At 69.5% G+C, this 26,368-nt stretch carries 19 protein-coding genes; 5 read left to right on the top strand and 14 right to left on the bottom strand.

The annotated features are described in order from the left end of the window. Positions 1-30: 30 nt before the first annotated feature. The 5 genes from OV427_RS26845 to OV427_RS26825 form a co-directional block, all read right to left on the bottom strand. The gene (locus tag OV427_RS26845) at positions 31-7,200 is read right to left on the bottom strand and encodes a HAMP domain-containing protein (protein WP_420718367.1); all 7,170 of its coding nucleotides are present in this window, start codon (positions 7,198-7,200) and stop codon (positions 31-33) included. Between the two features lie 457 nt (positions 7,201-7,657). Further along, positions 7,658-8,482 carry a hypothetical protein gene (locus OV427_RS26840; RefSeq protein ID WP_324289994.1) on the bottom strand — a complete coding sequence of 275 codons (825 nt, stop codon included), beginning with the start codon at positions 8,480-8,482 and terminating at the stop codon, positions 7,658-7,660. A gap of 202 nt (positions 8,483-8,684) precedes the next feature. Beyond that, complete coding sequence (locus OV427_RS26835) at positions 8,685-9,104, bottom strand: arsenate reductase ArsC (protein ID WP_267859022.1); 420 nt, start codon at positions 9,102-9,104, stop codon at positions 8,685-8,687. Then, the gene (gene arsB / locus OV427_RS26830) at positions 9,101-10,234 is read right to left on the bottom strand and encodes an ACR3 family arsenite efflux transporter (RefSeq protein WP_267859021.1); all 1,134 of its coding nucleotides are present in this window, start codon (positions 10,232-10,234) and stop codon (positions 9,101-9,103) included. Before arsB ends, OV427_RS26835 begins: the two co-directional genes overlap by 4 nt. Before the next feature lie 11 nt (positions 10,235-10,245). Further along, positions 10,246-10,611 (bottom strand): ArsR/SmtB family transcription factor, encoded by a 366-nt coding sequence (locus OV427_RS26825; RefSeq protein WP_267859020.1) that lies wholly within the window; start codon positions 10,609-10,611, stop codon positions 10,246-10,248. 202 nt (positions 10,612-10,813) lie between these two features. On the opposite strand from OV427_RS26825, the gene OV427_RS26820 reads away from it, so the two are divergent. After that, on the top strand, positions 10,814-11,902 hold the full coding sequence (locus tag OV427_RS26820) for a hypothetical protein (RefSeq protein WP_267859019.1): 1,089 nt from the start codon (positions 10,814-10,816) through the stop codon (positions 11,900-11,902). Between the two features lie 92 nt (positions 11,903-11,994). Here the strand turns inward: OV427_RS26820 and OV427_RS26815 are convergent, their stop codons facing one another. The 4 genes from OV427_RS26815 to OV427_RS26800 form a co-directional block, all read right to left on the bottom strand. Further along, complete coding sequence (locus OV427_RS26815) at positions 11,995-12,300, bottom strand: cyclic-phosphate processing receiver domain-containing protein (protein WP_267859018.1); 306 nt, start codon at positions 12,298-12,300, stop codon at positions 11,995-11,997. Positions 12,301-12,444: 144 nt separating this feature from the next. Next, on the bottom strand, positions 12,445-13,884 hold the full coding sequence (locus OV427_RS26810; protein WP_267859017.1) for a hypothetical protein: 1,440 nt from the start codon (positions 13,882-13,884) through the stop codon (positions 12,445-12,447). Positions 13,885-14,040: 156 nt separating this feature from the next. Beyond that, positions 14,041-14,274, bottom strand: coding sequence for a hypothetical protein (locus OV427_RS26805; protein ID WP_267859016.1), 234 nt, complete (start codon positions 14,272-14,274; stop codon positions 14,041-14,043). A gap of 31 nt (positions 14,275-14,305) precedes the next feature. Next, the gene (locus tag OV427_RS26800) at positions 14,306-15,187 is read right to left on the bottom strand and encodes a 2-oxo acid dehydrogenase subunit E2 (protein WP_267859015.1); all 882 of its coding nucleotides are present in this window, start codon (positions 15,185-15,187) and stop codon (positions 14,306-14,308) included. A 138-nt stretch (positions 15,188-15,325) separates the two neighbouring features. Between OV427_RS26800 and OV427_RS26795 the strand changes: the two genes are divergently transcribed. Continuing rightward, positions 15,326-16,261 carry a DUF1684 domain-containing protein gene (locus tag OV427_RS26795; protein ID WP_267859014.1) on the top strand — a complete coding sequence of 312 codons (936 nt, stop codon included), beginning with the start codon at positions 15,326-15,328 and terminating at the stop codon, positions 16,259-16,261. A gap of 12 nt (positions 16,262-16,273) precedes the next feature. On the opposite strand, the gene OV427_RS26790 is transcribed toward OV427_RS26795, so the two are convergent. From OV427_RS26790 to OV427_RS26770, 5 genes are all read right to left on the bottom strand, one after another. Further along, entirely contained in the window at positions 16,274-17,674 is a 1,401-nt protein-coding gene (locus OV427_RS26790) for a hypothetical protein (RefSeq protein ID WP_267859013.1), read from the bottom strand. Positions 17,675-17,862: 188 nt separating this feature from the next. Continuing rightward, the gene (locus OV427_RS26785; protein WP_267859012.1) at positions 17,863-18,444 is read right to left on the bottom strand and encodes a type 1 glutamine amidotransferase domain-containing protein; all 582 of its coding nucleotides are present in this window, start codon (positions 18,442-18,444) and stop codon (positions 17,863-17,865) included. Positions 18,445-18,781: 337 nt separating this feature from the next. Further along, positions 18,782-19,252 carry an NUDIX hydrolase gene (locus OV427_RS26780; protein ID WP_267859011.1) on the bottom strand — a complete coding sequence of 157 codons (471 nt, stop codon included), beginning with the start codon at positions 19,250-19,252 and terminating at the stop codon, positions 18,782-18,784. Further along, positions 19,249-20,553, bottom strand: a complete 1,305-nt coding sequence (locus OV427_RS26775; RefSeq protein ID WP_324289993.1) for a DUF2380 domain-containing protein — start codon at positions 20,551-20,553, stop codon at positions 19,249-19,251. Before OV427_RS26775 ends, OV427_RS26780 begins: the two co-directional genes overlap by 4 nt. 220 nt (positions 20,554-20,773) lie before the next feature. Further along, positions 20,774-22,108 carry a hypothetical protein gene (locus OV427_RS26770; protein WP_267859009.1) on the bottom strand — a complete coding sequence of 445 codons (1,335 nt, stop codon included), beginning with the start codon at positions 22,106-22,108 and terminating at the stop codon, positions 20,774-20,776. 297 nt (positions 22,109-22,405) lie between these two features. Here OV427_RS26770 and OV427_RS26765 point away from each other — a divergent pair, with 297 nt between their 5' ends. The 3 genes from OV427_RS26765 to OV427_RS26755 all read left to right on the top strand — a co-directional run bounded on the left by OV427_RS26765 (position 22,406) and on the right by OV427_RS26755 (position 26,367). Beyond that, positions 22,406-23,572: a PQQ-dependent sugar dehydrogenase gene (locus OV427_RS26765; protein ID WP_267859008.1), complete on the top strand. Its 1,167-nt coding sequence runs from the start codon at positions 22,406-22,408 to the stop codon at positions 23,570-23,572. A gap of 78 nt (positions 23,573-23,650) precedes the next feature. Next, positions 23,651-25,237: a cation:proton antiporter gene (locus OV427_RS26760; protein WP_267859007.1), complete on the top strand. Its 1,587-nt coding sequence runs from the start codon at positions 23,651-23,653 to the stop codon at positions 25,235-25,237. Then, positions 25,234-26,367 (top strand): NAD-binding protein, encoded by a 1,134-nt coding sequence (locus OV427_RS26755; protein WP_267859006.1) that lies wholly within the window; start codon positions 25,234-25,236, stop codon positions 26,365-26,367. Before OV427_RS26760 ends, OV427_RS26755 begins: the two co-directional genes overlap by 4 nt. The last annotated feature ends 1 nt before the right edge of the window (position 26,368 follow it).

The following is a 26,368-nucleotide window of genomic DNA, read 5'->3' as shown; positions in this document are numbered from 1 at the left end:
CCAGCCGTGTGCTAGCCATCACTCAGGCTGTCAGGCGCTCACCCACAAACGGATGAGCTCGAGCAGCTTGTCGGTATCCACCGGCTTGGGCAGGTAGTCGCTCGCCCCGGCGGCCATGCACTTCTCGCGGTCGTCCTTCAGCGCCTTCGCCGTGACGGCGATGATGGGGAGGCTGGCGTACTTGAGGTCCTTGCGAATCGCACGCATGGTCTCATAGCCGTCCATCTCCGGCATCATCACGTCCATGAGGACGATGTCGACGTCACGGTGCTGCTCCAGCATCTCGATGGCGGCCCGCCCGTTCTCCGCGAAGACCACCTGCATGCCGTGGTTCTCCAGCACGCTGGTGAGGGCGAAGATGTTGCGCATGTCGTCGTCGACGACGAGCACCTTCCGGGAGGTGAGCTCCGCGTCCTTCTCGTTGCGCTGGGACAGGGCGGCCCGCGCGCGCGGCGGCAGGTTCTGGTCCAGGCGGTGGAGGAAGAGCGCCGTGTCGCTGAGCAGGAGCTCCGGGCTCTTGGAGCCGCTCTTGAGGATGACGCTGCCGGTGTAGCGGCGCAGCCGGGCCTCGTCCTTGGGCGTCAGCTCCTTGCCCGTGTAGACGACGATGGGCAAATCCCGGAAGCGCTGCTGCGTCTTCACCTCTTCCACCAGCTTGGTGCCGTCCGTGTCGGGCAGGAGCAGGTCGATGACGAGGCAGTCGTACTCGTTCTCCTCCAGCTTCTGGAGGACCTCTTCACCGGTGGCCACGGCGGTGACGGCCACGTCGCCGCCCTCGCTGAGCAGCTTCACGAGGCTGTCGCGCTGGACGTCGTCGTCCTCCACCAGCAGCAGCCTGCGCTCCTTGCGCTCCAGGAAGCTGGAGAGCTGGTTGAAGACGCGCTCCAGGCCCTCCTTGCTGACGGGCTTGGTGAGGTAGCCGAAGGCGCCCTGCGCGTTGCCCTGGTGCTTGTCCATGACGCTGATGACGTGCACCGGGATGTGCCGCGTGCGCGCGTTGCGCTTGAGGCGGTCCAGCACGCTCCAGCCGTCCACCACGGGCAGCTGGATGTCCAACGTAATCGCGTGCGGCTGGTACTCGTTGGCCATGGACAGGCCGGTGTCACCGCGGGTGGCGACCAGCGCCTTGAAGCCCTTCTCCCGCGCCATCTGCACCATGATGCGGGCGAACTTCACGTCGTCTTCGATGACGAGGAGGACGCGGTCCCCCTCGCGGATGTGCTCGCGGTCATCCTCCACCGAGACGGGCGCGAGCGAGGACTCCACCTGCGGCGGCAGGGCCGCATCCAGCACGTGGCTGCTCTCCGCCGCGGTCGGTGTCACGGGGGCCGGGGCCGGAGCCGGCGGCACGGAGACCGCGGACAGGGGCTCGAGCGCCGCGGGCACGCGGGGGATGCCGTCGCTGGTAACGGACAGCGGCGGCAGGCCGTCGTCCTCCGGGCCAACGTACTCGGGCGGCAGGTACAGCGTGAAGGTGCTGCCCTTCTTCGGCTCGCTCTGCACGTGGATTTCGCCGCCCAGCAGCTTGGCGATTTCGCGGCTGATGGAGAGGCCCAGGCCGGTGCCGCCGTACTTGCGCGCGGTGGAGCCGTCCGCCTGCTGGAACGCCTCGAAGATGAGGCGCTGCTTGTCCTTGGCGATGCCGATGCCGGTGTCCGTCACCGCGAAGGCGAGGACGTGCCGCGAGCGCCTGAGCACCTCGTGGTCGAACCGCACCGTCTTCTCGGCCAGCGACACCTTCATCCGGACGCTGCCCTCGTCGGTGAACTTGAAGGCGTTGGACAGCAGGTTCTTCAGCACCTGCTGCAGGCGCTGCGGGTCCGTGCGGATGTGCCGCGGCGAGCCCTGCGCCACCTCCACCGTGAAGGCCAGCCCCTTCTGCTCCGCCACCGGGCGGAAGCCCCGGTCGATGAACTGGTTGAGCTCCGACAGGACGATGTCCCGCGGCTCCACCTGCATCTTCCCGGCCTCCACCTTGGAGAGGTCCAGAATCTCGTTGATGAGGCTGAGCAGGTCTCCGCCGGACGCGTAGATGGTGTTGGCGTACTCGACCTGCTTGTTGCTGAGGTTGCCGTCCTTGTTGTCCGCCAGGAGCTTGGCGAGGATGAGCAGCGAGTTGAGCGGCGTGCGCAGCTCGTGGCTCATGTTGGCCAGGAACTCGCTCTTGTACTTGGAGATGACGGTGAGCTGCTCCGCCTTCTCCTCGAGGCTGACGCGGGCGCGCTCCACCTCGTTGTTCTTCTCCTCGACGCGCCGGTTCTGCTCCTCGAGCAGCTTCGCCTTCTCCTCCAGCTCGATGTTGGTGCGCTTGAGCTGGTCCTGCTGCTGCGTGAGCTCCTTGGACTGGCTCTGCAGCTCCTGCGTGAGGCCCTGCGACTGGAGCAGCAGCTGCTCCGTGCGCATGTTGGCGATGATCATGTTCAGGACCACGCCGATGCTCTCGGTGAGCTGGTCCAGGAAGATCTGGTGAATCGCGCTGAACGGGTGGAACGACGCCAGCTCGATGACCGCCTTGACCTCGCCCTCGAAGAGGACGGGCAGGACGATGATGTTGAGCGGCGCGGACTCACCGAGGCCCGAGGAGATGGTGATGTAGTCCGAGGGCACCTTGGTGAGCAGAATCGTCTTCCGCTCCAGGGCGGCCTGACCGACGAGCCCCTCGCCCAGGCGGAACCGGTTGGCGATGTGCTTGCGCTCCCGGTACGCGTAGGTGCTGGTGAGCTTGAGCAGCGGCGTGCCGGACTCGCCGTCCACGAGGAAGAAGGCGCCGTGGTGGGCGGAGACCAGCGGCGTCAGCTCGCTCATGATGAGGCGGCTGACGGCGTCCAGGCTCTTCTGGCCCTGCATCATGCCGGAGAACTTCGCCAGGTTCGTCTTGAGCCAGTCCTGCTCCTGGTTCTTCTGCGTGGTCTCACGCAGGTTGACGATCATCTGGTTGATGTTGTCCTTCAGCGCGGCGACTTCGCCTTCCGCGACGACGGTGATGCTGCGAGTCAGGTCGCCCTTCGTCACCGCGGTGGCGACGTCGGAGATGGCGCGCAGCTGGCTCGTCAGGGTGCCGGCGAGCTGGTTCACGTTGTCGGTCAGCTGCCGCCACGTGCCCCGCGCACCGGGCACGCGGGCCTGGCCGCCCAGCTTTCCTTCGATACCCACCTCGCGGGCCACCGTGGACACCTGCTCGGCGAAGGTGCCCAGCGTGTCCGTCATGTTGTTGATGGTGTCCGCGAGCGCCGCCACCTCGCCCTTCGCGTCGACGATGAGCTTCTGGGTCAGGTCACCGTTTGCAACGGCCGTCACCACGCGCACGATGCCGCGCACCTGGGTGGTGAGGTTGGACGCCATGAAGTTCACGTTGTCGGTGAGGTCCTTCCACGTGCCGGCCACACCGGGCACGCGGGCCTGACCGCCGAGCTTCCCTTCGACACCCACCTCGCGGGCCACCGTGGACACCTGCTCGGCGAAGGTGCCCAGCGTGTCCGTCATGTTGTTGATGGTCTCCGCGAGCGCGGCCACCTCGCCCTTCGCTTCGACGACGAGCTTCTGCTTCAGGTCGCCGTTGGCGACGGCCGTCACGACCTTGACGATGCCGCGCACCTGCGTGGTGAGGTTGCGGGCCATGAAGTTCACGTTGTCCGTCAGGTCCTTCCAGACGCCGGACACGCCGCGCACTTCCGCCTGCCCCCCCAGCTTTCCTTCCGTACCGACTTCACGAGCGACGCGCGTCACTTCGGAAGCGAAGCTGTTGAGCTGGTCCACCATGATGTTGATGGTGTCCTTCAGCTCCAGGATTTCGCCCTTCGCGTCGACGGTAATCTTCTTGGACAGGTCACCGTTGGCGACCGCCGTCGTCACCAGCGCGATGTTTCGCACCTGCGCGGTGAGGTTGGAGGCCATGCTGTTCACGTTGTCCGTGAGGTCCTTCCACGTACCGGCGACACCCGGCACCGCGGCTTGCCCTCCCAGCTTGCCGTCCGTACCCACTTCCTTCGCGACGCGAGTCACCTCGGCGGCGAAGGCGCGGAGCTGGTCCACCATCGTGTTGATGGTGCTCTTCAGCTCCAGGATTTCGCCGCGCGCCTCGACGGAGATCTTCTGCGACAGGTCGCCGTTCGCGACAGCCGTCGTCACCTTGGCGATGTTTCGCACCTGGTCGGTGAGGTTGCCGGCGAGGACATTCACATTGTCCGTGAGGTCCTTCCACACGCCCGCGACTCCGGGCACCGCGGCCTGACCGCCCAGCTTGCCTTCCGTGCCGACTTCCTTGGCGACGCGAGTCACCTCGGAGGCGAACGCGCGGAGCTGGTCCACCATCGTGTTGATGGTGTTCTTGAGCTCCAGCACCTCGCCCTTCACGGACACGGTGATCTTCTGCGACAGGTCGCCGTTGGCGACGGCCGTCGTGACCTTGGCGATGTTTCGCACCTGGTCGGTGAGGTTGCCGGCGAGGACATTCACATTGTCCGTGAGGTCCTTCCACACGCCGGACACGCCCTTCACGTCGGCCTGGCCGCCCAGCTTGCCTTCCGTACCGACTTCCTTGGCGACGCGAGTCACCTCGGCGGCGAACGCGCGGAGCTGGTCCACCATCGTGTTGATGGTGCTCTTCAGCTCCAGCACCTCGCCCTTCGCATCGACCGTAATCTTCTTGGAGAGGTCACCATTCGCGACGGCCGTGGTGACTTCCGCGATGTTTCGCACCTGCGCGGTGAGGTTGTTCGCGAGCAGGTTCACGTTGTTCGTGAGGTCCTTCCACGTGCCCGCGACACCCGGCACCTCCGCCTGGGCGCCCAGCTTGCCCTCGACACCCACCGTGCGGGCGACGTCCGTCACCTGCTGGGCGAAGATGGACAGCGTCTGCGTCATCGCGTTGATGGTGTCCGCGAGGGCGGCAATCTCGCCCTTCGCTTCCATCGTCAGCTTCTGGCTCAGGTCGCCGTTGGCGACCGCCGTCACCACGCGCACGATGCCGCGCACCTGGCTGGTGAGGTTGGACGCCATGAAGTTCACGTTGTCCGTCAGGTCCTTCCAGACGCCGGACACGCCCTTCACGTCGGCCTGACCACCGAGCTTTCCTTCCGTACCGACTTCCTTCGCGACGCGCGTCACTTCGGAAGCGAAGGCGCGGAGCTGGTCCACCATCGTGTTGATGGTGCTCTTCAGCTCCAGCACCTCGCCCTTCGCGTCGACCGTAATCTTGCGCGACAGGTCGCCCTTCGCGACGGCCGTCGTCACCTCGGCGATGTTACGGACCTGGTCGGTGAGGTTGTTCGCGAGGAGGTTCACGTTGTTCGTGAGGTCCTTCCACGTGCCGGCCACTCCGGGCACCACCGCCTGGGCGCCCAGCTTCCCTTCCACGCCCACCGTGCGGGCCACGTCCGTGACCTGCTGGGCGAAGATGGACAGCGTCTGCGTCATCGCGTTGATGGTGTCGGCCAGCTCGGCGACCTCGCCCTTGGCCTCCATCTTCAGGCGCTGGGTGAGGTCACCATTGGCGACGGCCGTCACCACCTTGGCGATGCCGCGCACCTGGGTGGTGAGGTTGACGGCCATCACGTTCACATTGTCCGTGAGGTCCTTCCACGTGCCGGACACGCCGCGCACTTCCGCCTGACCGCCCAGCTTGCCGTGCGTACCGACTTCACGAGCGACGCGCGTCACTTCCGAGGCGAACGAGTTGAGCTGGTCCACCATCGTGTTGATGGTGTTCTTCAGCTCCAGAATCTCGCCGCGAGCGTCGACCGTAATCTTCTTGGACAGGTCACCATTGGCCACCGAGGTCGTCACCAGCGCGATGTTTCGCACCTGCGTGGTGAGGTTGGAGGCCATGTAGTTCACGTTGTCGGTGAGGTCCTTCCAGACGCCGGCAACGCCCTTCACGTCGGCCTGGCCACCGAGCTTTCCATCGGTGCCCACCTCGCGGGCGACGCGCGTCACCTCGGAGGCGAAGGCGCGGAGCTGGTCCACCATCGTGTTGATGGTGTCCTTCAGCTCCATCACCTCGCCCTTCACGTCCACGGTGATCTTCTTGGACAGGTCGCCCTTCGCGACGGCCGTCGTGACCTCGGCGATGTTGCGGACCTGGGCCGTGAGGTTGTTGGCCATCAGGTTCACATTGTCGGTGAGGTCCTTCCACGTGCCAGCGGCGCCGGGCACCTGGGCCTGGGCGCCCAGCTTGCCCTCGACACCCACCGTGCGGGCGACGCTGGTCACCTGCTGCGCGAACACGTTGAGCGTGTCCGTCATGTTGTTGAGCGTCGCGCCCAGCGCGGCAATCTCACCCTGCGACGGCACCATCAGCTTCTGGGTGAGGTCACCGTTGGCGACGGCCGTCACCACCTTGACGATGCCGCGCACCTGGGTGGTGAGGTTGGACGCCATGAAGTTCACGTTGTCCGTGAGGTCCTTCCACGTGCCGGACACGCCGGGCACCGCGGCCTGACCGCCCAGCTTCCCCTCGGTGCCCACCTCGCGGGCCACGCGGGTCACTTCCGAGGCGAAGCCGTTGAGCTGGTCCACCATCGTGTTGATGGTGCTCTTCAGCTCGAAGACCTCTCCGCGCGCGTCGACCGTAATCTTCTTGGACAGGTCGCCATTGGCGACGGCCGTCGACACCTCGGCGATGTTGCGCACCTGGGCCGTGAGGTTGTTGGCCATCAGGTTCACGTTGTCCGTGAGGTCCTTCCACACGCCGGACACGCCCTTCACGTCGGCCTGACCACCCAGCTTGCCGTCGCTACCCACTTCCTTCGCGACGCGCGTCACTTCGGCGGCGAACGAGTTGAGCTGGTCCACCATCGCGTTCACGGTGGTGCCGATGCGGAGGAACTCGCCCTTCACCGGCTGGCCATCGATTTCGAGGGCCATCTTCTGGGTGAGGTCGCCTTCGGCCACCGCCACCAGCACGCGCGCGACTTCCGTGGTGGGCTGCACCAGGTCGCCGATGAGCGCGTTGATGGAGTTGATGCTCGTGGCCCAGTCGCCGCGGACGTCGCCGAGCGAGACGCGCTCACCCATGCGGCCCTCGCGGCCGACGACGCGCTCCACGCGGACCATCTCCTGCGTCATCGCGGAGTTGAGCGTCACCACCGCGTTGAAGGCGCGGGCAATGTCGTCCATGACCGCGTCGGCGCCGCCACCGGGCAGACGCACGGAGAAGTCACCGGCCTGCACAGAGCGGAGCGCGGCGAGCAGCGGCTGCATGGGGTGGCCATTGCGCGTGCGCGCTCCCGCGCCAGGCGTGCGGGCGCCGCCGCCACGGCCGATGACGGGCTCCTCGGCCTTCGGCTCGGCGGCGCGGGTGCGCGCACGCTCGGCCCGCAGCCGGTTGGCCGCGACATTCTCTCGCTCGGAGCCGGCGCGGGTGGGGGCCTCGGAGTGGGAAGACCCATTGTTGGGTGACTTCCGCGAGGCGCGCTTGCGGCCGTTGGCGTTGGGATTGGGGAGCTTGGTGTCGTCCACGCTGGAGAACCTCTGATCGGGATGAACGCTGCAGCAGTGCTCTGAGCGGCGCCCGGCGGGGCGAATCTCCAGGGAGTTCGCGGGCTTGTCGATTCCAAGCCGGATCCCAGGGCGCCTGTCCGTCAGGTAGTGAACCCTGACGGCTCACATGCTCGGACGCCCCGTGAAACATGCGGTGCCAGAGCCCTCTACCAACATCTCAGGGAGGCGGAGCCGTGCACGGAAAACCGTCACACCCCTCGACATAGAGGGCCCGACCGAGGAGCCGGCGTGCAGGCGTTGCCGGCGTGCCCGGCGCAGGGACCTGCGTCCCGGCGCGCAGGTCCAGCGTGAAGGCCGGAGTCCCCTCTGGCGCGCAGCCGATCAGCAGCCGGTCCGGAGCATCCAGCCACCACAGGCCCGACACGGGGCACGGGGGCTCGGCGGGCAGTGGGGCGAGCGTGCGGGCGTCGAAGACGCGGAGGATGCCGTGATTGAGCACGGCGGCCAGGGTGCCGGAGGCTCCCACGGAGAGCCGGGCCCCGGCACCGGGGACGGTCGCCTGCCCGAGCACGCCCCCCTCAGACGAGACGGAGACGAGCTGCCCGGCCTCGTCCAGGGCGAGCACCCCGCCCGCATGGCCGGAGAGGGACACGGGCGCGAAGTCGCCTACTGGACGAAGGGCCCCACGCTCTTCGCGCAGCAGGTGGCCTCCGGCGGAGACCCAGAGCCGGTTGTCTCCGGCGAAGGTGGCGGCGAGCGCTCCCGCCACGTCCATCCGCGTGGGGACGCCGTCAGGGCCGCAGACCGCCACGGCGCGAGGGCCATAGACGGCGGCGCGCGAGGCATCCGGGGACACGGCCCAGCCGAGCCGGGGCGCGGGCAGTGCGCGGGAGAGACAGTCGTTGAGCGCGCCGAAGTGCGGGTCCGTGGTGGGCGAGGAGATGAGGTAGGGCAGGCTGGTGGTGGCGGTGTAGATGAGCAGCCCGAGCGTGGCGGCGATGGCGATGGTGAGCGGCCAGGGACGGGCGCTGAGCAGACGCACGGCTCTCGCGGAGGCGCGGCCTCCCTTCCTGCTCCCGGTCACCGGCCCCTCCCGTCCCGTCACGGCGGCTCCTGTGTCGCGTCCACTCGCGCGCCTTCACAGGACAGCACAGAACGGGCGCGAAGGCTCTCGGTGGGCGCCCGTGGCTGGCTGGTTGCTCGTCGTTGGGTAGTAACGCCAGAGGGGCTCGGGGCGCGGCTCCTCAGCCCGGGTGCGTCCCCTCGCGAGCCCACCCCTGGCCCGCCACGAACCGCGCGACACGCGAGGCCACCTCGTCGCGGATTCTGCGCACCTGCTCCACCGGCTTGCCCTTGGGGTCCTCGAGCGGCCAGTCCTCGCGCTTCAGCCCCGGCACATAGGGGCACGCCTCACCGCAGCCCATGGTGATGAGCCACCGGGCGTCCCGGGCCAGCTCGTCCGTGAGTCGCTGGGGCCGTGCACCCGACAGGTCGATGCCCACCTCCGCCATCGCGGCCCGCACCTCCGGGTGCACCCGCTCGCCGGGCTGCGTGCCGGCGGACACGGCACGGGCCTTCTCCGGGTCCGCCAGCGCGTTGAAGAAGGCCGCCGCCATCTGCGAGCGGCCGGCGTTGTGCACACAGGCGAAGATGACCGTGCTCATCGTGAGACCCCACTTGTATGGGACGAGGGCGCATTGCCGTCGAAGCGGCGGGGAAGGACGGCCTCACCCGACGCGGGAAAGAGCCGGCGCTTGAGCCACAGCGAGAGGTACACGAGGGCGATGAGCGCGGGCACCTCGATGAGCGGCCCGACCACTCCGGCCAGGGCTTCCCCCGAGGCCATGCCGAAGACGCCCACCGCCACCGCGATGGCCAGCTCGAAATTATTGCCCGCGGCGGTGAAGGAGAGGGACGCCGTCTCCTCGTAGCTGAAGCCCAACCGGCGCGAGAGGAAGAACGCGCTGGTGAACATGATGCCGAAGTAGACGAGCAGCGGCAGCGAGATGCGCACCACGTCCATTGGCAGGCGGGTGAGCTTGTCGCCCTGCATCGCGAACATGAGGACGATGGTGTAGAGCAGCCCGAGAAGTGCGGTGGGCCCCAGGCGCGGCAGGAATCGCTGCTCGTACCAGGCCTCGCCCTTGAGCCGCGTGAGCCCGAGCCGCGTCAGCGCTCCGGCCACCAGCGGCACGCCCAGGAAGATGAGCACGCTCTTCGCGATGCTCCCCATGGGCACGTCGAACGCCGCGACGTCCGCGCCGAGCCAGCCCGGGACGACGGTGAGGAAGAGCCAGCCCAGCACCGAGTAGAAGAGAATCTGGAAGACGGAGTTGAGGGCCACCAGCACGGCGGCCACCTCGTTGCTGCCGCAGGCCAGCATGTTCCAGATGAGGACCATGGCGATGCAGCGCGCGAGCCCGATGAGGATGAGCCCGTTGCGGTAGTGCGGCAGGTCCGGCAACAAGAGCCACGCCAGCGCGAACATCAGCACTGGCCCCACCACCCAGTTGAGCACCAGCGACGTGGTGAAGAGCCTGCCACGCGCGCGCAGCCGGCCCAGCTCGCCGTAGCGCACCTTGGCCAGCACCGGGTACATCATCCACAAGAGGCCGATGGCGATAGGCAGCGAGACGGTGTCCAGCTTCACCGTGTCCAGCCGCGCACCCAGGTCCGGGAAGGCCCGGCCCAGGCCGATTCCCAAGGCCATGGCGGCGAAAATCCACACCGGCAGCAGCCGGTCGATGACGGAGAGCTTTCTGACGATGCTGTCCGCGTGAGAGGAGGTGCTCATGGATTCCTTCGTCACTTGCAGGCGTTGGGGCCGCGGGATTCGAGCAGGCGCTTCACGTCCTCGCGGAGCACGTCCCGCTTGGAGAAGGCGGCCACTAGCGCCTTGAGCTGTACCCTGCACACCTCGTCCAGCTGGGGAGCGAGCTGGTAGTAGACCCAGCTCCCTTCACGGCGGGCCTCGACGATGCCGGCGTTCTTCAGCACCGCGAGCTGCCGGGAGGTGTTCGACTGCGTCAGCCCGAGCGCGGACTCGAAGTGGCAGACACACAGCTCGCCGTGGCTGAGCAGCGCGACGATGCGCAGGCGGGTCTCGTCTCCCAGGGCCTTGAAGAGACGGGAGGCGGAGCGAACATCCAGGGCGGAGATGGCGGCTGGCATGACGACATGAGCATATTGAAATGTCGTGGCTCGGCAACGAAGCGGGGTGTCACATCTGCGTGACAGGTGACCAGCGCAGACCGTGCGACTCCCGCTCCGGGGCCTGGCATGCGGCCGTGCTGTCGCATGGCGCGGTCGATGAGCGCTTGTCGCCTCGCCCTCGGACCTCACCTTTGCGAAGGGAAGGGAAAAGGAACCGACCATGCGACGCGCGATTACCACTGCGGCCCTCGCCTTCAGCTTCTTGCTCTCGAGCGTGGGGCTCGCCCAATCAGCAGGCGGAGGCTCAGGCGGAGGCGCGGCCGCAGGTGGAGCCACGAGCGGCGGTGCCACTGGCACCCAGGGTGGCGCGGGGACATCCCAGGCGACGGAACCGCAGGGCACGACAGGCACCACGGGCGGCGCGACGACGGAGACCAACACCGGCGCGGAGACCCGGCCAGGCACGGTTGATGGAACCGGTACGGGCGGCTCGGGCACCAGCGACCCGGATGCGAGTGGCACCGGCACGGGCGGCTCGGGCACCAGCGACTCGGATGCGAGTGGCACTGGCACGACAGGCACGGGCGGCTCGGGCACCAGCGACCCGGATGTGAGCGGCACCGGGACGACAGGCACAGGCACCGGTGGTGGCGGCACCAGCGGTGGCGGAATGAGTGGCGGTGCGACCGGCGGAGGCGCGTCTGGCGGAGCAACGGGTGGTGGCTCCAGCGGCGGCGCCACAGGTGGAGGTGCCAGCGGTGGTGCAACGGGTGGCGGCGCCAGCGGAGGTGCGACGGGTGGCACTGGCGGTGGCGGAGTGAGCGGTGGAAGCGCGAGCGCCGCGGGTGCAGCCGGCGCGACCCGCGACTCGCAAGAGGTGGCCAAGCTCCGCGCCCAGGTCCAGGAGCTCCAGCGGCAGGTGGACGAACTGCGGCGTACGAACACCGCGGGCACGGGTGGCGCAGGCACCGGTGGCTCGGGCTCGGTGGGCTCGGCGCCAGCGGCGGACCCGGACAACACCGTGGTGGCGAGCGTCCTCATGCAGGGCCAGGTGGCCGCTACGTCGAAGGACCGCATCCAGCTCCGCGACTCGGAGACCGGTGACCTCTACACCCTGTTCGTGGGCGACAAGACGCGCGCCACGCAAGGCGGCCGGAGCATCTCCGTGCAGAGCCTCCGCGCTGGCACTCCCGTGCAGGCCGCGTTCAACCTCGCCGCCGACGGCGACAGCTACGCGACCCGAATCCAGGTCGTCCCGCAGGCGCCGCAGGCCCCCCAGAACCGGCAGGCCCCGCCCCCGACCCGATGAAGTGAAGCGCGCCCCACGCGCGTCCCACTCCGGGCCGCCAGGAAGGAGCTGTCGACCCTCCTGGCGCCCCGGAGGCTTCTTTCAGGATGCCGTCATCCGTCCCCGCGCTCGCGAGTGAAGCGCTCGATGCGCGCAATGGCCTGCTCCATCTTCAGGCGCGCGGAGCTGTTCGCCGAGTGCACGCGGAGGCGCGGCGGCACGAAGCCCCGCGTCGCCACCGCCTCCTCCACCCAGAGCAGGACGTCGTATCCGGTGCCGTGCGCGTCATCCCCGAGGTCATGGTCCAGGCTCAGCTCCGTCACCTGCCCGCCCTCGAGCAGTGAAATCGCCTCCTCGGGCCATCGCACCGGAACCCAGCCTTCGGGCGTGGGGCGCTCGTCATCCAGGTAGACCTTCATCGCCGTCCACGCCTCCGCCAGGCACAGGATGCCCCCCCGGGATGCCCCGGGGCAGCCGCCCCTTCGAATTTCAACCAGGCCTGGGACATCCCCCGAGGGGACGTGCCGGCCGCGCGCGGCCGGACGGCACGTCGAACCCGTGTGCTACTTCGGGGGGCAGGCGCAGGATTTGAGGGCTCCGCCGAAGGGCTCACACGCCGCGCCCTGGCAGGTGACTTGAGACCAGCAGCTCTGGCTGACTCCGGCTGCGCTGGTGCCGCTCGTATTGTCGGTGATGGCGCAAGCGCTGGCATTGAACTGCATGTTGATGGAGACGTTTTTGCTCCGCTTCATGTCCTGGTTGTAGAGCAGCCAGAAGGAGTAGTCCGCGCTGCCGGTGATGGTGTCCGCGTCGGTCGACATGGAGTGATCCCAGTGGTAGCTCGTCGCGCCCGCTCCGTTGCTGGTGCGGTCCACCTCCGCGCTGCCGCTCACGGTCGGTGTCTGCCCGGGGCCGACCGAGTGCTGCCCTTCCGCCTTGCCCGCCACATGGTTGGCGTGGGAGCTGGAAGAGTTCGACTGGCCGTTGGCCTTCAGGCCGAGGTTGCTCGAGATGGAGTGCTGGAAGCTCTGGCACGCGCCATTCAGGCAGAACTCCGATTTGAGCCCACCGCTGTAGGAGGCCCCTTCGACGAATGCACCCGCGGTGTCCTTATCGGACGGGACGCTGGCGCTGCCGGCTGAACTCGACTGGCCCCAGATCCTCGGGCCGCTGACCGAGACTCCAGCGTCGGCGGTACAGGCGGAGGTGTATTGCGAGGACACGCTCAGCGAGGCGCCACACGCCTGGCCACCTTTGTTGTCGATGAGGGTGTTGGAGAACCACCCATCCTCGCAGGCCGTGGCGCTGCTCCTGGCAACGCCCCCCTGGGTGACCGTCACGGTGACGCTGATTTCGCACCCGGCGTCCGTGCCCGCATCCGTCCCGGCGTCCGTGCCCGCATCCGTGCCAGCGTCCGTCCCGGCATCGGTGCCCGCATCCGTCCCGGCATCCGTGCCCGCGTCCGTCCCCGCATCGGTGCCCGCGTCCCTCCCGGCATCCGTGCCCGCGTCCGTCCCGGCATCCGTGCCCGCGTCACCCAGCAGGGACTGCAGCGTGTGGCCGGAGGCACGGCCGCGCTGCACGAACTCACCGGCGAGTTGCTTCTGGACCGGATCCGCCGGGTCGAAGAGTCCCAGGCTCCACCAGAGCCTGAACTTCGCCATGGAATCCGGCTCACGGTCCCACTCCGTGAGCCGCTCCTGACTCTCGGGCAACACCTCGACGACACCGTTGGAGTGCCTGATGGGGAGCACATCCTTCGGTACGAGCCCCAGGAGCATCCCCTCGCGCTCGAGGTGGGCCTGCTGCTCCTCCGTGAGCTGGTAGCCGGAGCTGGCCAGCCACTCGTCGAACGTCCGCAACCGCCTGCTCTCCAGCAGGTCCCAGGTGAGCTCCTCTAGAGGCTCGGAGCCCTCGGGCGGTTCCACGGGGCCGCAGCTCACCGCGGGCAGCAGTGCGAGAACCGTGGTGACGAGCGCGGCTCCAATGATGCGTCGTTTCATTGCGATATCCCCCCTCCGGGCCATGGATGGGAGACGTCGCTCTCCCTCATGAAACCTGGAAATATTGGATTTCCAATATTACCAGTTAATGAGGAATATCCAAACAGGCAGGGTTTAGTGGCCCCTTCTCCTCCACCACCTTTCAGGGGATGGAGCTCAGCGCTCCCCTTCGTCCGAGGGCGTCCCACCCGCGAGCCGCCGCAGCTTCGCGGCGAAGGGGCTCTCCTCGCCCGCCTTCACGGGGCCCCCGGACAGGCGCTGCCGGCGGGTCATCGCGAGCGAGCCCTCGGCCGGCCCTTCGAGGGCTTCCTTCTCGTAGCGGTCCTGCCCACCCAGCGCGCGGCCCACGGGGCGGGCGGAGCTGATGCGTCGGTTCGTATCCACGGGCATGACGGTACCTCCAGGAGCGACGAGCTCCTTTCTACCCCACCGCCGTCCCGCTGACAGCCCCCGGGGGTTCCCCACCGGGAACCCCTGTCGGCGCCCCCCACGTGCCTTCCGGGTCCTCCAGCGCCGCGCCGATGTGGCGCAGCACCCGGGCAATCAGCTCCACGTCGAGGAGGCGCGCGTCCCACGTGCAGGTGAGCGCCAATTGCCGGCCCGGCACCAGCACGCCGCCGTCCACCACGGGAACGCGCCGCACCGCGCCCGGAGCCAGCAGCAGCGGCACCCGCGTGTACGGAATCATCGCCACGTAGCCCCGCTCCAGCCCCAGCGAGCCGAGGCTCGTCACCGCCACCGAGCCGAAGGGGTCCCTCGGCATCCCCACCCACCGCAGGTCCACGTTCAGCGTGTACCAGACGAAGGACAGCAGCCGCAGCGCCAGCCCCATGAACAGCCCGGGGATGCGGTAGGAGCGGCGCTTGCCCCGCTCGATGACGGCGTCCCGGCGCGCGCGCACGTCGGAGATGCGCGACTCCATCTCCTCCACGAAGGCGCCGAGCGACAGCGTGTCCGCGCGGTGCACCGTGGCCGTGGTCAGGTCCGCGCGGCCCGTCTCCGCGGGCTGCACCACCAGCACGCAGACGCCCACGTCCCTGCGCAGCGAGGGCCGGTTCCACCGCAGCAGCACGTTGGCCTCGGGGAACTGGCGCAGCGCGTCCGCGGCGGCCTTGGCCACCAGGTGCGTCACCGTGAGGCGCCGGCCGGTGTGCGCGCGGTACGCCTCCAGGTACGCGAGCGCCCGCTCCATGCGCACCTCCAGTGCCGCGTATGCACTGGGGTCTCTCGGCGCGCGCCACGTGCCCAGCGCGAGCTTGCGGAAGGCACCGGGCGGCGGCGCTGGCTTCAGGTCGAGGTCCACGCGGAGGCCCGGCTTCGCACGGAGGATGTGGGCCGTGCAACCGTGGCCGGCACCGAGCTCCTGCGCCGCGCCTGGCGTCCTGTTAGACAGGGGGCCACCGGAGCCGTCCTTGAAGCTCCCTCTTCCGAGGCACCCGACATGACGCCGTTCGCCCTGGCCCTGTCTCTCGCCCTCCACGCCGCGCCGGCCACGAAGCCCGCGCCCGCGCAGCCCCGTCCCGCAGCCGACAAGACCATGACCGCCTCTCCGAAGCCCGCCGCCGAAGACCTCGCCGCGTCCACCCGCACCTGGCAGGAGGAGCGCCTCAAGAACCTCCAGTCCGAAGAGGGCTGGCTCACCCTGGTGGGCCTGTTCTGGCTGAAGGAGGGCGAGCAGACCGCCGGCTCCGCGCCGGAGAGCGACCTCGACTTCCCGGAGGGCACTCCCGCGAAGCTGGGCACCTTCACGCGCAAGGGGAACACCGCCAGCTTCCAGCCCGCGCCCGGCGTCGCGCTCACGCTCGGCGGGAAGCCCTTCACCGGAGGCGCGGTCAAGTCGGACGAGACTGGCGCTCCGGACGTGCTGAAGCTCGGCAGCATGAGCCTCCAGGTGATTCTGCGCGGCGACAAGCTGGGCGTGCGCGTGAAGGACAAGGAGGCGCCCGCGCGCAAGCAGTTCCACGGCATCGCCACGTACCCGGCGAGTGCCGCGTGGCGCGTGGACGCGCGCTTCGAGCCCTCGGAGACTCCGCGCACCATCCAGGTGCCCAACGTCCTGGGCACCGAGGAGGCGATGAAGGTGCCGGGCACGCTGGTCTTCACCGTGAATGGCAAGGAGCACCGGCTGACGCCCGTGGAAGAGGGCGACAAGCTCTTCATCATCTTCGCGGACGAGACGAACCGCGACGCCACCTATGGCGCGGGCCGCTTCCTCTACGCGGATGCGCCGAAGGACGGGCACGTGGTGCTGGACTTCAACCGCGCCTACAACCCGCCCTGCGCCTTCACCCGCTTCGCGACGTGCCCCCTGCCCCCGCGAGGCAATCGGCTCGCCGCCCGCGTGGAGGCGGGTGAGAAGCGGTACGGAGACCACTGAGGGCGAGGCGGTTCACTTCCCGAGCCGGAGGATGAAGGCGTCATAGCCGCCCTCCGGCCCCACCCTCCCCGCACCGAAGTCCGTGGGCCCACCGAAGGCGCCCACGAGGACGCCCTCGCCCTCGCGCGTGACGGAAACATCCAGGGCCAGCGCCGCCGTCGAGGGGAAGCCGCGCACCCACCGCAACGTCCCGTCGATGCGGTCCAGCTTCGCCACGAAGATGTTGTCGAGAGAGCCCGCCGTCCCAGGCAGCGCCCGGCGCCCTACGCTGTCGCCACCCTCGTAGTGCCCGGTGACGAGCACCCCGTCCGCCTGGTCCATCGCCACGCCGGTGCTCGCCCGTGCGAAGTTGCGCGCCCAGCGCTCCTCGCCCGCCAGCGTGTACGCCACCAGGAAGGCATCCGCGTCCAGCACGCCCGGCGTGTCCGACGCGCGATACGTCTTCCCGCCAAACGTAAAGGCCCCGAGGAAGCTCCCCGTCATCACCACGCGGTTGCCATGCACCGCGACGCCCGAGCAGTCCCCGTCCTCCAGCTCCTGCGCCCAGACCACCGCCCCCGTCTCCGAGGCAAGGCGCCGCAGCCCCGTCCGCGTCCCGGTGCTCGGCTCCTCCGAGGACTCACCCGGCGCCGTACCGCAGAAGTACGCATCGCCCTGCTCGTCCAGCGCGACGCCTCCGCCCTGCGAGGACTCGCCTTCCGCATGGAGCCACTTCAACGTCCCATCCGCCCCATACTTCGCCAGGAAGGCCCGCAGCCCGACGGCGCTCAGCACCTGCCCGCCGAAGTCCAGGCTCCCGTCGTACAGCGAGCCGGACATGAACACGTTGCCCGCGCGGTCCGTCACCAACCCGTTCGCCAGCAGGGCGCCATGCCCCGCCAGCCGCTTCGTCCAGAGCGTCCGCCCGGAGTGGTCCAGCTTCATGAGGAAGGCGCCCTCCACCCTCACCGGCGCTGTTCCACCCGAGGAGTCCAGCTCCGCGCCCGCTTCACTCCAGCCCGCGAGCAGCACGTTCCGCTCCCGGTCCGTGCCCAGCGCATTCACGGACAACAGCCCGCCCCTACGACCCTGGAGCACCCGCGTCCAGAGCAGCCGCCCGTCCGCGGCGTGCTTCGCGAGCACGACGCCCGGCACCTCCGGGTCGTCCAGGCCCAGCGGCCCCGTCCCCAGGTCCGCGCCGCCGGAGAAGAGCACCGTGGTGAGCACGTTGCCGTCCCGGTCCTGCGTGACGGCCGAGCCGAGCTGCAGTCCCTCGCCGCGGGCGAAGCGCACCCAGGCCACCGGGCCGTCGGGGGCCTCGGCCTGTCGGATGGTGCCCAGCGACTCCTCGTGCAGGGGCATCCCGTCCTGCTCCAGCGTCCCTCCACACCCCGCCAGCACCACTGCCAGCGCCCACCCCGCCGTCGCCCGCATCCCGCTACCTCCCACCCGCACGAAACGACAAAGCCGGCGGCCCGGAGAGCCCGGGCGCCGGCAGTGCGAATGGGTGTACATGGCCCGTACGGCCGGCCCCCTGTTCCCCAGGGCAGGCCCCACGTCCACCAACAACGCACGAGCGCGCGGCGCCTCACCGTCTCACGGCGGGAGAGGCGCTCCGTCCGTCAGTGCACGGTGGGCGGCTGGTCCGACACGGCCTCGGGCGCGAGCGGCTCCTCCAGACGCGGGGCGAGGCCTCCGGACACCTGACGCAGCAGCGCCTGGCTGAAGGCCGGCAGGTCTCCGGGGTTGCGCGAGGTGATGATGCCGCCGTCCTCCACCACCTCGCGGTCCACCCAGCGCGCGCCCGCGTTGAGCAGGTCCGTCTTGATGGAGGGCCACGAGGTGACGGTGCGCCCGTCCACGACGTCCGCCTCCACCAGCAGCGAGCCCGCATGGCACACGGCCGCGATGGGCTTGTCCGCGCGGAAGAAGTCCCGCACGAAGCCCACGATGCCGATGTCCGTGCGCAGGTGGTCCGGCGAGTAGCCGCCCGGAATCACCAGCGCGTCGAAGTCCTTCGCGGACACCTGCTTCACGGCCTTCTCGGCCTTGATTGTCTCCCGGCCCTTCTTGCCCTTGAGCTCCTTGCCCGCCTCCACGCCGATGATGACCGCCTCGTGCCCCGCCTTCTTGACGGCGTCGTAGGGGACGCGGAACTCGGAGTCCTCGAAGTCATTGGCCACGATGAACGCGATGCGCGCCATGGGTCGCCTCCCTGGAATGTGAGTGGTGGTGCCGCTCGGTCCGGACAAGGTGCCCACGGCCCCGGCGCGGACCAACGCGGCAGCGGGCGGGCCGGCCTCGGGAGGGTCGCCCGCCTGCCCGCTCCCCGGCCCTCTGGGCTGGAGCGCGAGGCCGTGGGGCACCATCGAGCCAGCCGATTCAGGGCCAGCAAGGCACAGCCGACACGGACACTTGCCGCTGCAGCTCTTGCCCACTCCGGAAATGCTTCAGCCCGCAAGCGCTGCTTGAGCCGGTGAACGGTGACCATGGGGGCAATGAGCAGCGCCGCTCTTCGGCTCGCAGGGGCGCCCGTACTGGTCAGGCTTCTTCGTCCGGCAAGAGCGTGCGAAGCAGCTCGTCGTCGGGGCCGAGCGGGCGCCAGCCAGCGGGCGGCGGATTGGCGAGGAGCGCGTCTCCGGCCCGGTCGACGCGCTCCTTGTGAGTATCAGGGGTGTCGGCGTACCAGCAGCCGAGCGCCTTGGCGACCGCGAATCGGGAGTCACGGTCCAGCACGACCGGCCAGCCATCTGGGAGAGTCTCCGACAGCTCACGCACGAGCACGTCGCGCACGAAACGTGTGACCATCCTGCGCTGCTCTGCCTCAGCATGCAGTCCTCCCAACACCTGCACCCCAGCGACGTCGTCCTTGCCAAGCTCCTCGGCGAGCTGGTTCAGCGGGACGGCAGGACGTGCCTCGGCAAATGCGGTGAGCGAGTCGTAACCGCGTTCACGGACGCGCTCATACAGGCGTGCCTTCCAATCACCCCGCCAGGAGCGTCCATCGGTCATCGCCTCCTCCCTTGAGTGAACTTCATCGGGATGCCATAGCGCTTCATTCGAGATGCGACGATGTTGAGGATCTCGTTTCGCGTCAACATCTGGCCAGCCCTGCGCTCAGCTTGCTGTAGCACCTCCATGATCATCCGGTTCCATTCGTTGGGCCACATACGCCCCAGGCGCCAGTTGCCGCCTCCGTGAATCGCCTCGTGGTGTGCCCACTCCAGCCGAACGCAGAACTGGTCGATGTCCATGTCGCCCTTGAAGCCGCGCTCCTCGAACCATGTGCGGCGCTCTTTCGGCATGACGTGGTGCTTCGGATGCTCGGACATGCCCGCCCCGGCTTTGCCCGTCACCCTCATGCCGCGCACCTCGGGGCTGTCGCCCAGCGCGTCGCGTAGCCCCTCCGGCAGGTCCCCGTTCGCCTGCGCCATCATCACCTGCCCGCCGTGAATCCGGACAGCGGCACTGACGGCGGGGATGGAGATGACGCCCGCCTGCACGAGGCGCCGGATCATCTCTACCCACTCGGCGGAGACGACAAGCTGCGAGCCGGCCATGACACCGCCAGAGCCCATGACGAGGCTCACGCCGACGGTGGCGGGAGCGGCGGGCGGCAGGCGAGGCAGCGACACCTTCAGCGTCGAAACCAGCGTGAGCATCTCCATCGCCTGCGCCGCCGCCATGAACTTCCCGTTCTGCTCGGTAGCCTTGCGTGCGCCGTCGCGGATGGCGCCGAACTCTCGGGTGAGCTGTCCCATCAACTCGGGCATCGCCGTGGCCGCTTCCTCCACCTGCTCCGCGTCTCCTGAGGAGAACGCCGCCAGGGTGGGCTCCATCCGCCTCTGTACGCGCTCCAGGTCCATGAGGAGCTGCTCGGCGCTGTAGGCGGAGCACTCGCGGAGCACGGCATCGGCGAGGGTGAGGAAGTCGAGCCATGCCGCGAGCAGCATGGAGCCGAACATGGCCGACTGAAGGCGCGGGCCCGCCATCCGGAGGATGCCCAGCTCCATGTCCGCGTTACCGACTTCCCCGGCAACCGCCACCAGCGCCGTCGTGCTAACGAGCGCACTGTGCAGCCATGGCAGCTGATTGGAGGCATGGTCCAGGTTGCCGGTGAAGACGCCGTTGGCTCCGGTCAAGCCCCGGTTGCCGAAGCGGGTAGGTGGACGGTTGGCCAGCGTGGAGAGTGTGCTGGCGATGTTGTCCGTGGAGCCCTTCACGTCGTCTACGGCTTCGAGCACCGCGTCCCGTACCTGTGAGGCACTCGCGGCAGCGCCTCCCGCCACGCCGCCCGAGGCAGCCTCCGTCACGCCGCCTTGTGGCGCTTTGCGACGCGCCAGCCTGCGTTGGAGCGCCTCTCCCGCGATGGAAGATGGCGAAGCCTCCCAGGTATGCGGGTGCTCCTCGTGCGGCGGTTGCGTCAGCGCGGACCCACCGCGCGGCATGTAACGCAGCTCCTCGCTTCGGCTCGGTGCGAGCGACACCGAGGCGCATCCCGTGGTGAGCAACGCAACGCTCAGCACCACGGCATTAGCGCGCATTGCCCACCCCCAGTCCCACGGAGGCGAAGGCCGCCGGGCGCAGCGTCCCTTCCGCTCCGGGGAAGAGGAGCGTGCCGCCCGTGCCCATGGCATAGAGCCTTCCACCGAGGAATCGCCACCTCACTTCCGCTGCACCCAGGTAGCGTGCCCCGGGCCTCCCCAGACTCACGCCCAGTCCCTTCACGGCCAGCTCCAGGTTGCGCCGGAACAGTTGCACCGCGACGTGCCCGTCCGCGTCGAGGCGGCCCCAGGTGAAGGCCTCCACTCCCAGCGACAGGCTCAGGTGCTTCTGGAGCCCGCCGTAGCTGACGGCATCCCAACCCACGTTCGCCTCGGCGTAGAGGGAATGGCCTTCTGGGAAGGGGGCATCCGCCAGCGGCCTGCCGTCCGCGCCCGCTGCCTGGAAGCGCGCCAGCTCATATTCGGGGCCGAAGACGCCCTGCCGGAAGCCGCCGTGCTGGCGCCGTCCCTCCAGCCGCAGCTTCATGTCCAGCGTGGACGTCAGCACGTCGAGTCCCGCGCCCACCACCGCGCCCCACGCGCCGCCTTCTCCGGGCCGTCCTCCCCAACCCGCGGACACGAAGGCTTCGTACGTCGGACGCACCCGGAAGACGGCCATCGCGTCGAGGTGCGCAAGCGTCAGCGAGGGCGCGCGTCCTCCGGCACGCCCCCAGTCATGCACCGCGGACAGCGCCAGCGTGTAGCAGGCGGGGATGCGAGGCTTTCCGAAGAAGACATGCTCCAGGTCCAGGGAGAACTCCGCGCCCATGAGACGCGCTCCCAGCACATCCGAGGCGAAGGCTTCCGTGTAGAGGGGCCCCAGCGTGCCGAGGAGGAAGCCTCCCGCCGGGTGGTAGTCCGGGTTCGTCCGGTTGGAGTAGCGCCGGACGAGATGGCCGGACAGGAGGGTGTAGTTCTCCAGCCCTCCGAACCACACGGCCAGAGGTGCGGTGTCCGAGCCGAACTTCAGGCCACGGAAGAGCTGCCCCCAGTCGGAGAGCGTGTCCCAGTCCTCTCGCCGCACGAGGCCCGCGCCCTCTCCACCTCCCCACAGACGCAGCCGCACCGGGGCGCCCACGTTGACGCCGAGCTCCTCGCCGCCGTCGATGATGAGCGTGGGCTCGATTTGCACGAACCCTTCGTCACGCCCCATGCCCGCCCGAGGCAGCAACGCCCACGTCGTCGCCTCCAGTCGCGTCAGGGAGTGCCACTGACGCGTCGGGGGCAGCACGTCTGGCTCGTCGGTCTCTGGCTCCGACTGCGTCCAAGCGACACCCGGCAAGAGCAGCAGCAACACAGCGGCCCAACTTCGCTTCACGCGCATACACGCCTCCTGTGAAGGCCCCCAAGCCTGGGGACGAAACGACACACGTCTGACGTCCAGCTCGGCGGCGCCGGGCCGGTGGTGACTCAGCAGTGGGGAGGGAAAAGGGTTGCCGTCGGCGTCAGGCCGTCAGCGGCTTCTTCACGAGACGAGGGCCAGGTCGCGGCTCCGTCGGAGTCTCGTCTGCCGATTCCAGCACCGATGGACCTCCCGGGCTGGAACGCGGGCTCGTCAGCCGCATGACGCCGGCTTCAAGTGACGCTGGCGCGCCCACCGCCAGGCTGGCATCAATCCCTCATGCGCGCCTCCCGCCTCCTGCTCTCTTCCCTCGTGGTGCTCGCCGCCCTCGCATCCGCCTGCCGGAAGAGTCAGGCCCAGGGCACCGCCTCCCCGCAGGACTGCATCCTGGTGGAGGACGGCTGGGGCACCGACGGCACCGTGCCCTTCGACGTGGAAGTGGTTGCGGAGGGACTGGAGGTGCCCTGGGGCATCGCCTGGCTGCCCGGTGGCGACGCGCTCGTCACCGAGCGTCCCGGCCGCGTGCGCCTCCTCAAGGCCGGCGCCCTCCAGCCCAACCCGGTGGCCACCCTCCAGACGACGCGCACCGCCGAGGGCGGCCTGCTCGGCATCGCCGCGCACCCGGACTTCGCCACGAATCGGCGGTTCTACGTGTACGTCACCACCGACGCCGGCGGCCGCGATGAGAATCGCGTGGAGCGGTGGACGCTGTCCGAGGACCACGCCACGGCCACCTTCGACCGGGTCATCCTCGGCGGCATCGCCTCCGCCACCTACCATGACGGCGGGCGCATCCACTTCGGCCCGGACGGCATGCTCTACGTGGGCACGGGCGACTCGCGCGCGCCGGACCGCTCGCAGGACGTGAATGACCCCGCCGGCAAGCTGCTGCGCCTGACGCCCGAGGGGCAGGTGCCGCAAGACAACCCGTTCCCCAACTCGCCCGCGTTCCTCACCGGCATCCGCAACCTCCAGGGCTGGGACTGGAAGGACGCGACGACGCTCTACGTCACCGACCACGGGCCCAGCGGCGAGACGATGCGCCGGGGCCATGACGAGGTGAGCCTCGCGCGGCGCGGCGACAACCTGGGCTGGCCCGGCATCTACGCGTGCGAGACGCGCCAGGGACAGGTGACGCCGTCGCTCACCTTCGAGGACGCCATGCCCCCGGGCGGCGCCGCGCTCTACACCGGCACCGCGATTGCCGAGTGGAAGGGCTCGCTGCTCATCGGCACGCTGGGCTCCCGGCACCTGCACCGCGTGGAGTTCGCCCAGGACAACCCCGCCCGCGTGGCCCGCCACGAGGTGTACCTGCGCGACACGTACGGCCGGCTGCGCGAGGTCTCCATGGGTCCGGACGGCCACCTGTATGTCACCACCAGCAACTGCGACGGCCGCGGCGACTGCGGTCCGCGCAAGGACCTCATCCTCCGCCTGAAGCGCTGAAGGTTTCCGACAGGACAGCACGCGGATTCCTCGACGTGCCCCGTGCGTCGGGGCGCCGGTTCTGGAAGACTTGCGGCCGTGCACGTCGAGATGCCCCTGGTCATCGGGTTGATGGTGGCGGCGATTGTCCTGGCCGTCGCGGCCAAGCGCGCGCGCCTGCCGTACAACGTCGCGCTGGTGGTGGGAGGGCTCGTCATCTCCGTGGGCCACCTGCTGCCCGGCGTCCCACCGCTCAACCCCGAAGTCGTGTTCCTCCTCTGCCTGCCCGCGCTCCTGTTCGAGGGCGGCATCACCGCGGACCTGTCCGGCATCCGCGCCAACGCGCTGCCCATCCTCCTCCTGTCCACGCTGGGCATGGTGCTGGCCATCGGCGCCACGGGCACCGCGCTGCACTTCACCCTGGGCCTGCCGGTATGGCCGGCGCTGCTGCTGGGCGCGCTCCTGTCCGTCACCGATACCGTCTCCATCCTCTACGCGTTCCGCCGCGCCCCGGTGCCGCCACGCCTGTCCGGCATCATGCAGGGCGAGAGCCTCTTCAACGACGGCACCGCGCTGGTGGCCTACGCGGCCATCGCCAGCGTGGTGGCGGGGGCTGCGGCGCCGTCCATCGCCACCATGAGCGCGCGGGTGCTGCTGGCCTCGGTGGGCGGCGGCGTGGTGGGGCTGGCGCTGGGGCTGCTGGGTGGCTTCGTCATCCGCCGAATCGAAGACCCGCTGGCGGAAATCATGGTGACGACGGCGGTGGCGCTCGCCTCGTTCGTGGTGGCCGAGCAGCTCCACCTGTCCGGCGCCATCTCCGCCGTCGTCGCGGGCCTCGCGGTGGGCGTCACCCTGCGGCGCGAGGTGGCCCCGCAGAGCCAGGTGGCCATCCACACCTTCTGGGAGTACGCCACCTTCGGGGTGAACACCTTCCTCTTCCTGGCGGTGGGGCTCACCACGCGGCCGGAGACGCTGAGCGGCTACCTGCCCGAGACGTTGCTGGCGGTGGCCTGCGTCTTCGCCGGGCGCGCGGTGGGCACCTACATCCCCTTCCTGCTGCTGCGCTGGCTGCGGCCCGCCGAGGCGCTGCCCTTCCGCTGGCAGCACGTGTTCATCGCCGGCAACATCAAGGGCGCGCTGTCCATCGGCCTCGCGCTGGGCCTCCCGGCGGCCACGCCCGCGCGCGAGCAACTGGTGGCCATCGCCTTCGGCGTCACGCTGGTGTCGCTGGTGGGCCAGGGGCTCATGCTCACCCAGGTGCTCAAGTGGCTGGGCCTCTTCCACCAGGACGAGGTGGCCCTTTCCATGGCGGAGCAGCGCGGGCGCCTCATCGCCAGCCGCGCGGCGCACCAGGAGCTGGAGGTGCTGCACGAGCAGGGGCTGGTGCCCCGCGCCGCGTATGACCACCTGCGCAGCGAGTACCAGGTCAACATCGCCCGCTCCGAGCGCGAGCTGCGGCGCCTCAACGAGCAGCACCTCGCTCAAGGTGCCAGGGACCTCATCTCCATGCGGCGCCGGCTCATCGACGCGGAGCGCACCGCGCTGCAGGGTGCGCGGCGCAACGGCCTCATTCCGGAGGCCACGGCGGAGCACATGCTGGCGCAGCTGGATGAGCGGACGCTCTCGCTGGAGAAGGTGCTGCACGGCGACACTGGGGACTCGGGCCACGGGAGGAAGGCGTCGTGAAAATCGTCATCGCGGGTGGAGGCCGGGTGGGCAGCGTGCTGGCGGCGCGGCTGGTGGCCGAGCAGCACACCGTCACCGTCATCGAGCGGGACGCCACCGTCTGCAACCGCATCTTCGAGGAGGTGGGCGCGGTGACGGTGTGCGGAGACGCCACCAACCCGCGGGTGCTGGAGGCGGCGGGCATCGGCTCGGCGGACGTGGCGGCGGGGGTGCTGGCGCGCGACTCGGAGAACCTGGCCTTCGCCATGCTGGTGCGCAGCACGTCCGGGGCGCGCCTCATGGTGCGCATGCTGGACACGAGCTACCGCGAGGCCTACCGGCTGGCGGGCGTGAAGGAGCTGGTCGCGGAGGCGGAGGTGGTGGTGGCGAAGATGACCACGGCCATCGACTTCCCGCAGGTGGCGGGCACGCTGCCGCTGGGAGACGGGGACACGCTGCTGTTCGAGCTGGCCCTCCCGATGCGCGCGCGGGTGGCGGGGCAGACGGTGGCGCAGGTGCGTGCCACGCCGGGCTTCCCGCGCGAGTGCGTCTTCATCGGCGTGGTGGACCCGCAGGGCCGCGCGACGCTGCCGGAGGGGAGCACGGTGCTGCGCGCGGGGCACACCGTCATCATGGTGTCGCGGCGCTCGCAGCTCTCGGCGGCGGTGGACTTCCTCAGCGCCGAGCCGCCGGTGGGCGCCGGGGCGGGCTCGCTGCTGGCGGCCACGCTGCGCAAGGTGGACTTCCTCGCGCCGCTGAGGGACGAGGAGCTGGAGGTGGTGGCGCGCGGCGCGGAGCACCTGCACCACCCCGGGGGCACGGAGCTGTTCCGCCAGGGTGACCCGGGGGAGACGTTCTTCGTGGTGCTGTCCGGCGAGGTGCAGCTGAAGGACTCGGCGGCGCAGGTGGTGGCCACGGTGAAGCCGGGCGGCTTCTTCGGCGAGCTGGCGCTCTTGACGGGCGAGCCGCGCACGGCGACGGCGGTGACGACCGCCGCGAGCGAGCTGGCGGCGGTGGGCCGCGAGGACTTCCGCAGCGTGGTGATGGCGAACCCGGCCGTGGCGCTGGAGATGAGCCGCATCCTCGGCGAGCGTCTGTCCCGTGCACAGGGCGGGAAGCCACAGAAGAAGCGGGGGCTGTTCGGGCGGTAGC

This window comes from Pyxidicoccus sp. MSG2, from assembly GCF_026626705.1.
Classification (GTDB): Bacteria; Myxococcota; Myxococcia; order Myxococcales; family Myxococcaceae; genus Myxococcus.
The sequence above is the reverse complement of the archived record's forward strand: the minus strand, read 5'-3'. Positions and strand labels throughout refer to the sequence as shown.

Coding starts and splice junctions, on each gene's coding strand:
- OV427_RS26845 (WP_420718367.1), bottom strand. CDS start 7,200: ATGCAGCCGCTGCTCGCCGCGCTCCGCTCTGTGCAGGCCGGTGACTTC.
- OV427_RS26835 (WP_267859022.1), bottom strand. CDS start 9,104: ATGAGCACGGTCATCTTCGCCTGTGTGCACAACGCCGGCCGCTCGCAG.
- arsB (WP_267859021.1), bottom strand. CDS start 10,234: ATGAGCACCTCCTCTCACGCGGACAGCATCGTCAGAAAGCTCTCCGTC.
- OV427_RS26825 (WP_267859020.1), bottom strand. CDS start 10,611: ATGCCAGCCGCCATCTCCGCCCTGGATGTTCGCTCCGCCTCCCGTCTC.
- OV427_RS26820 (WP_267859019.1), top strand. CDS start 10,814: ATGCGACGCGCGATTACCACTGCGGCCCTCGCCTTCAGCTTCTTGCTC.
- OV427_RS26815 (WP_267859018.1), bottom strand. CDS start 12,300: ATGAAGGTCTACCTGGATGACGAGCGCCCCACGCCCGAAGGCTGGGTT.
- OV427_RS26810 (WP_267859017.1), bottom strand. CDS start 13,884: ATGAAACGACGCATCATTGGAGCCGCGCTCGTCACCACGGTTCTCGCA.
- OV427_RS26805 (WP_267859016.1), bottom strand. CDS start 14,274: ATGCCCGTGGATACGAACCGACGCATCAGCTCCGCCCGCCCCGTGGGC.
- OV427_RS26795 (WP_267859014.1), top strand. CDS start 15,326: ATGACGCCGTTCGCCCTGGCCCTGTCTCTCGCCCTCCACGCCGCGCCG.
- OV427_RS26790 (WP_267859013.1), bottom strand. CDS start 17,674: ATGCGGGCGACGGCGGGGTGGGCGCTGGCAGTGGTGCTGGCGGGGTGT.
- OV427_RS26785 (WP_267859012.1), bottom strand. CDS start 18,444: ATGGCGCGCATCGCGTTCATCGTGGCCAATGACTTCGAGGACTCCGAG.
- OV427_RS26780 (WP_267859011.1), bottom strand. CDS start 19,252: ATGACCGATGGACGCTCCTGGCGGGGTGATTGGAAGGCACGCCTGTAT.
- OV427_RS26770 (WP_267859009.1), bottom strand. CDS start 22,108: ATGCGCGTGAAGCGAAGTTGGGCCGCTGTGTTGCTGCTGCTCTTGCCG.
- OV427_RS26765 (WP_267859008.1), top strand. CDS start 22,406: ATGCGCGCCTCCCGCCTCCTGCTCTCTTCCCTCGTGGTGCTCGCCGCC.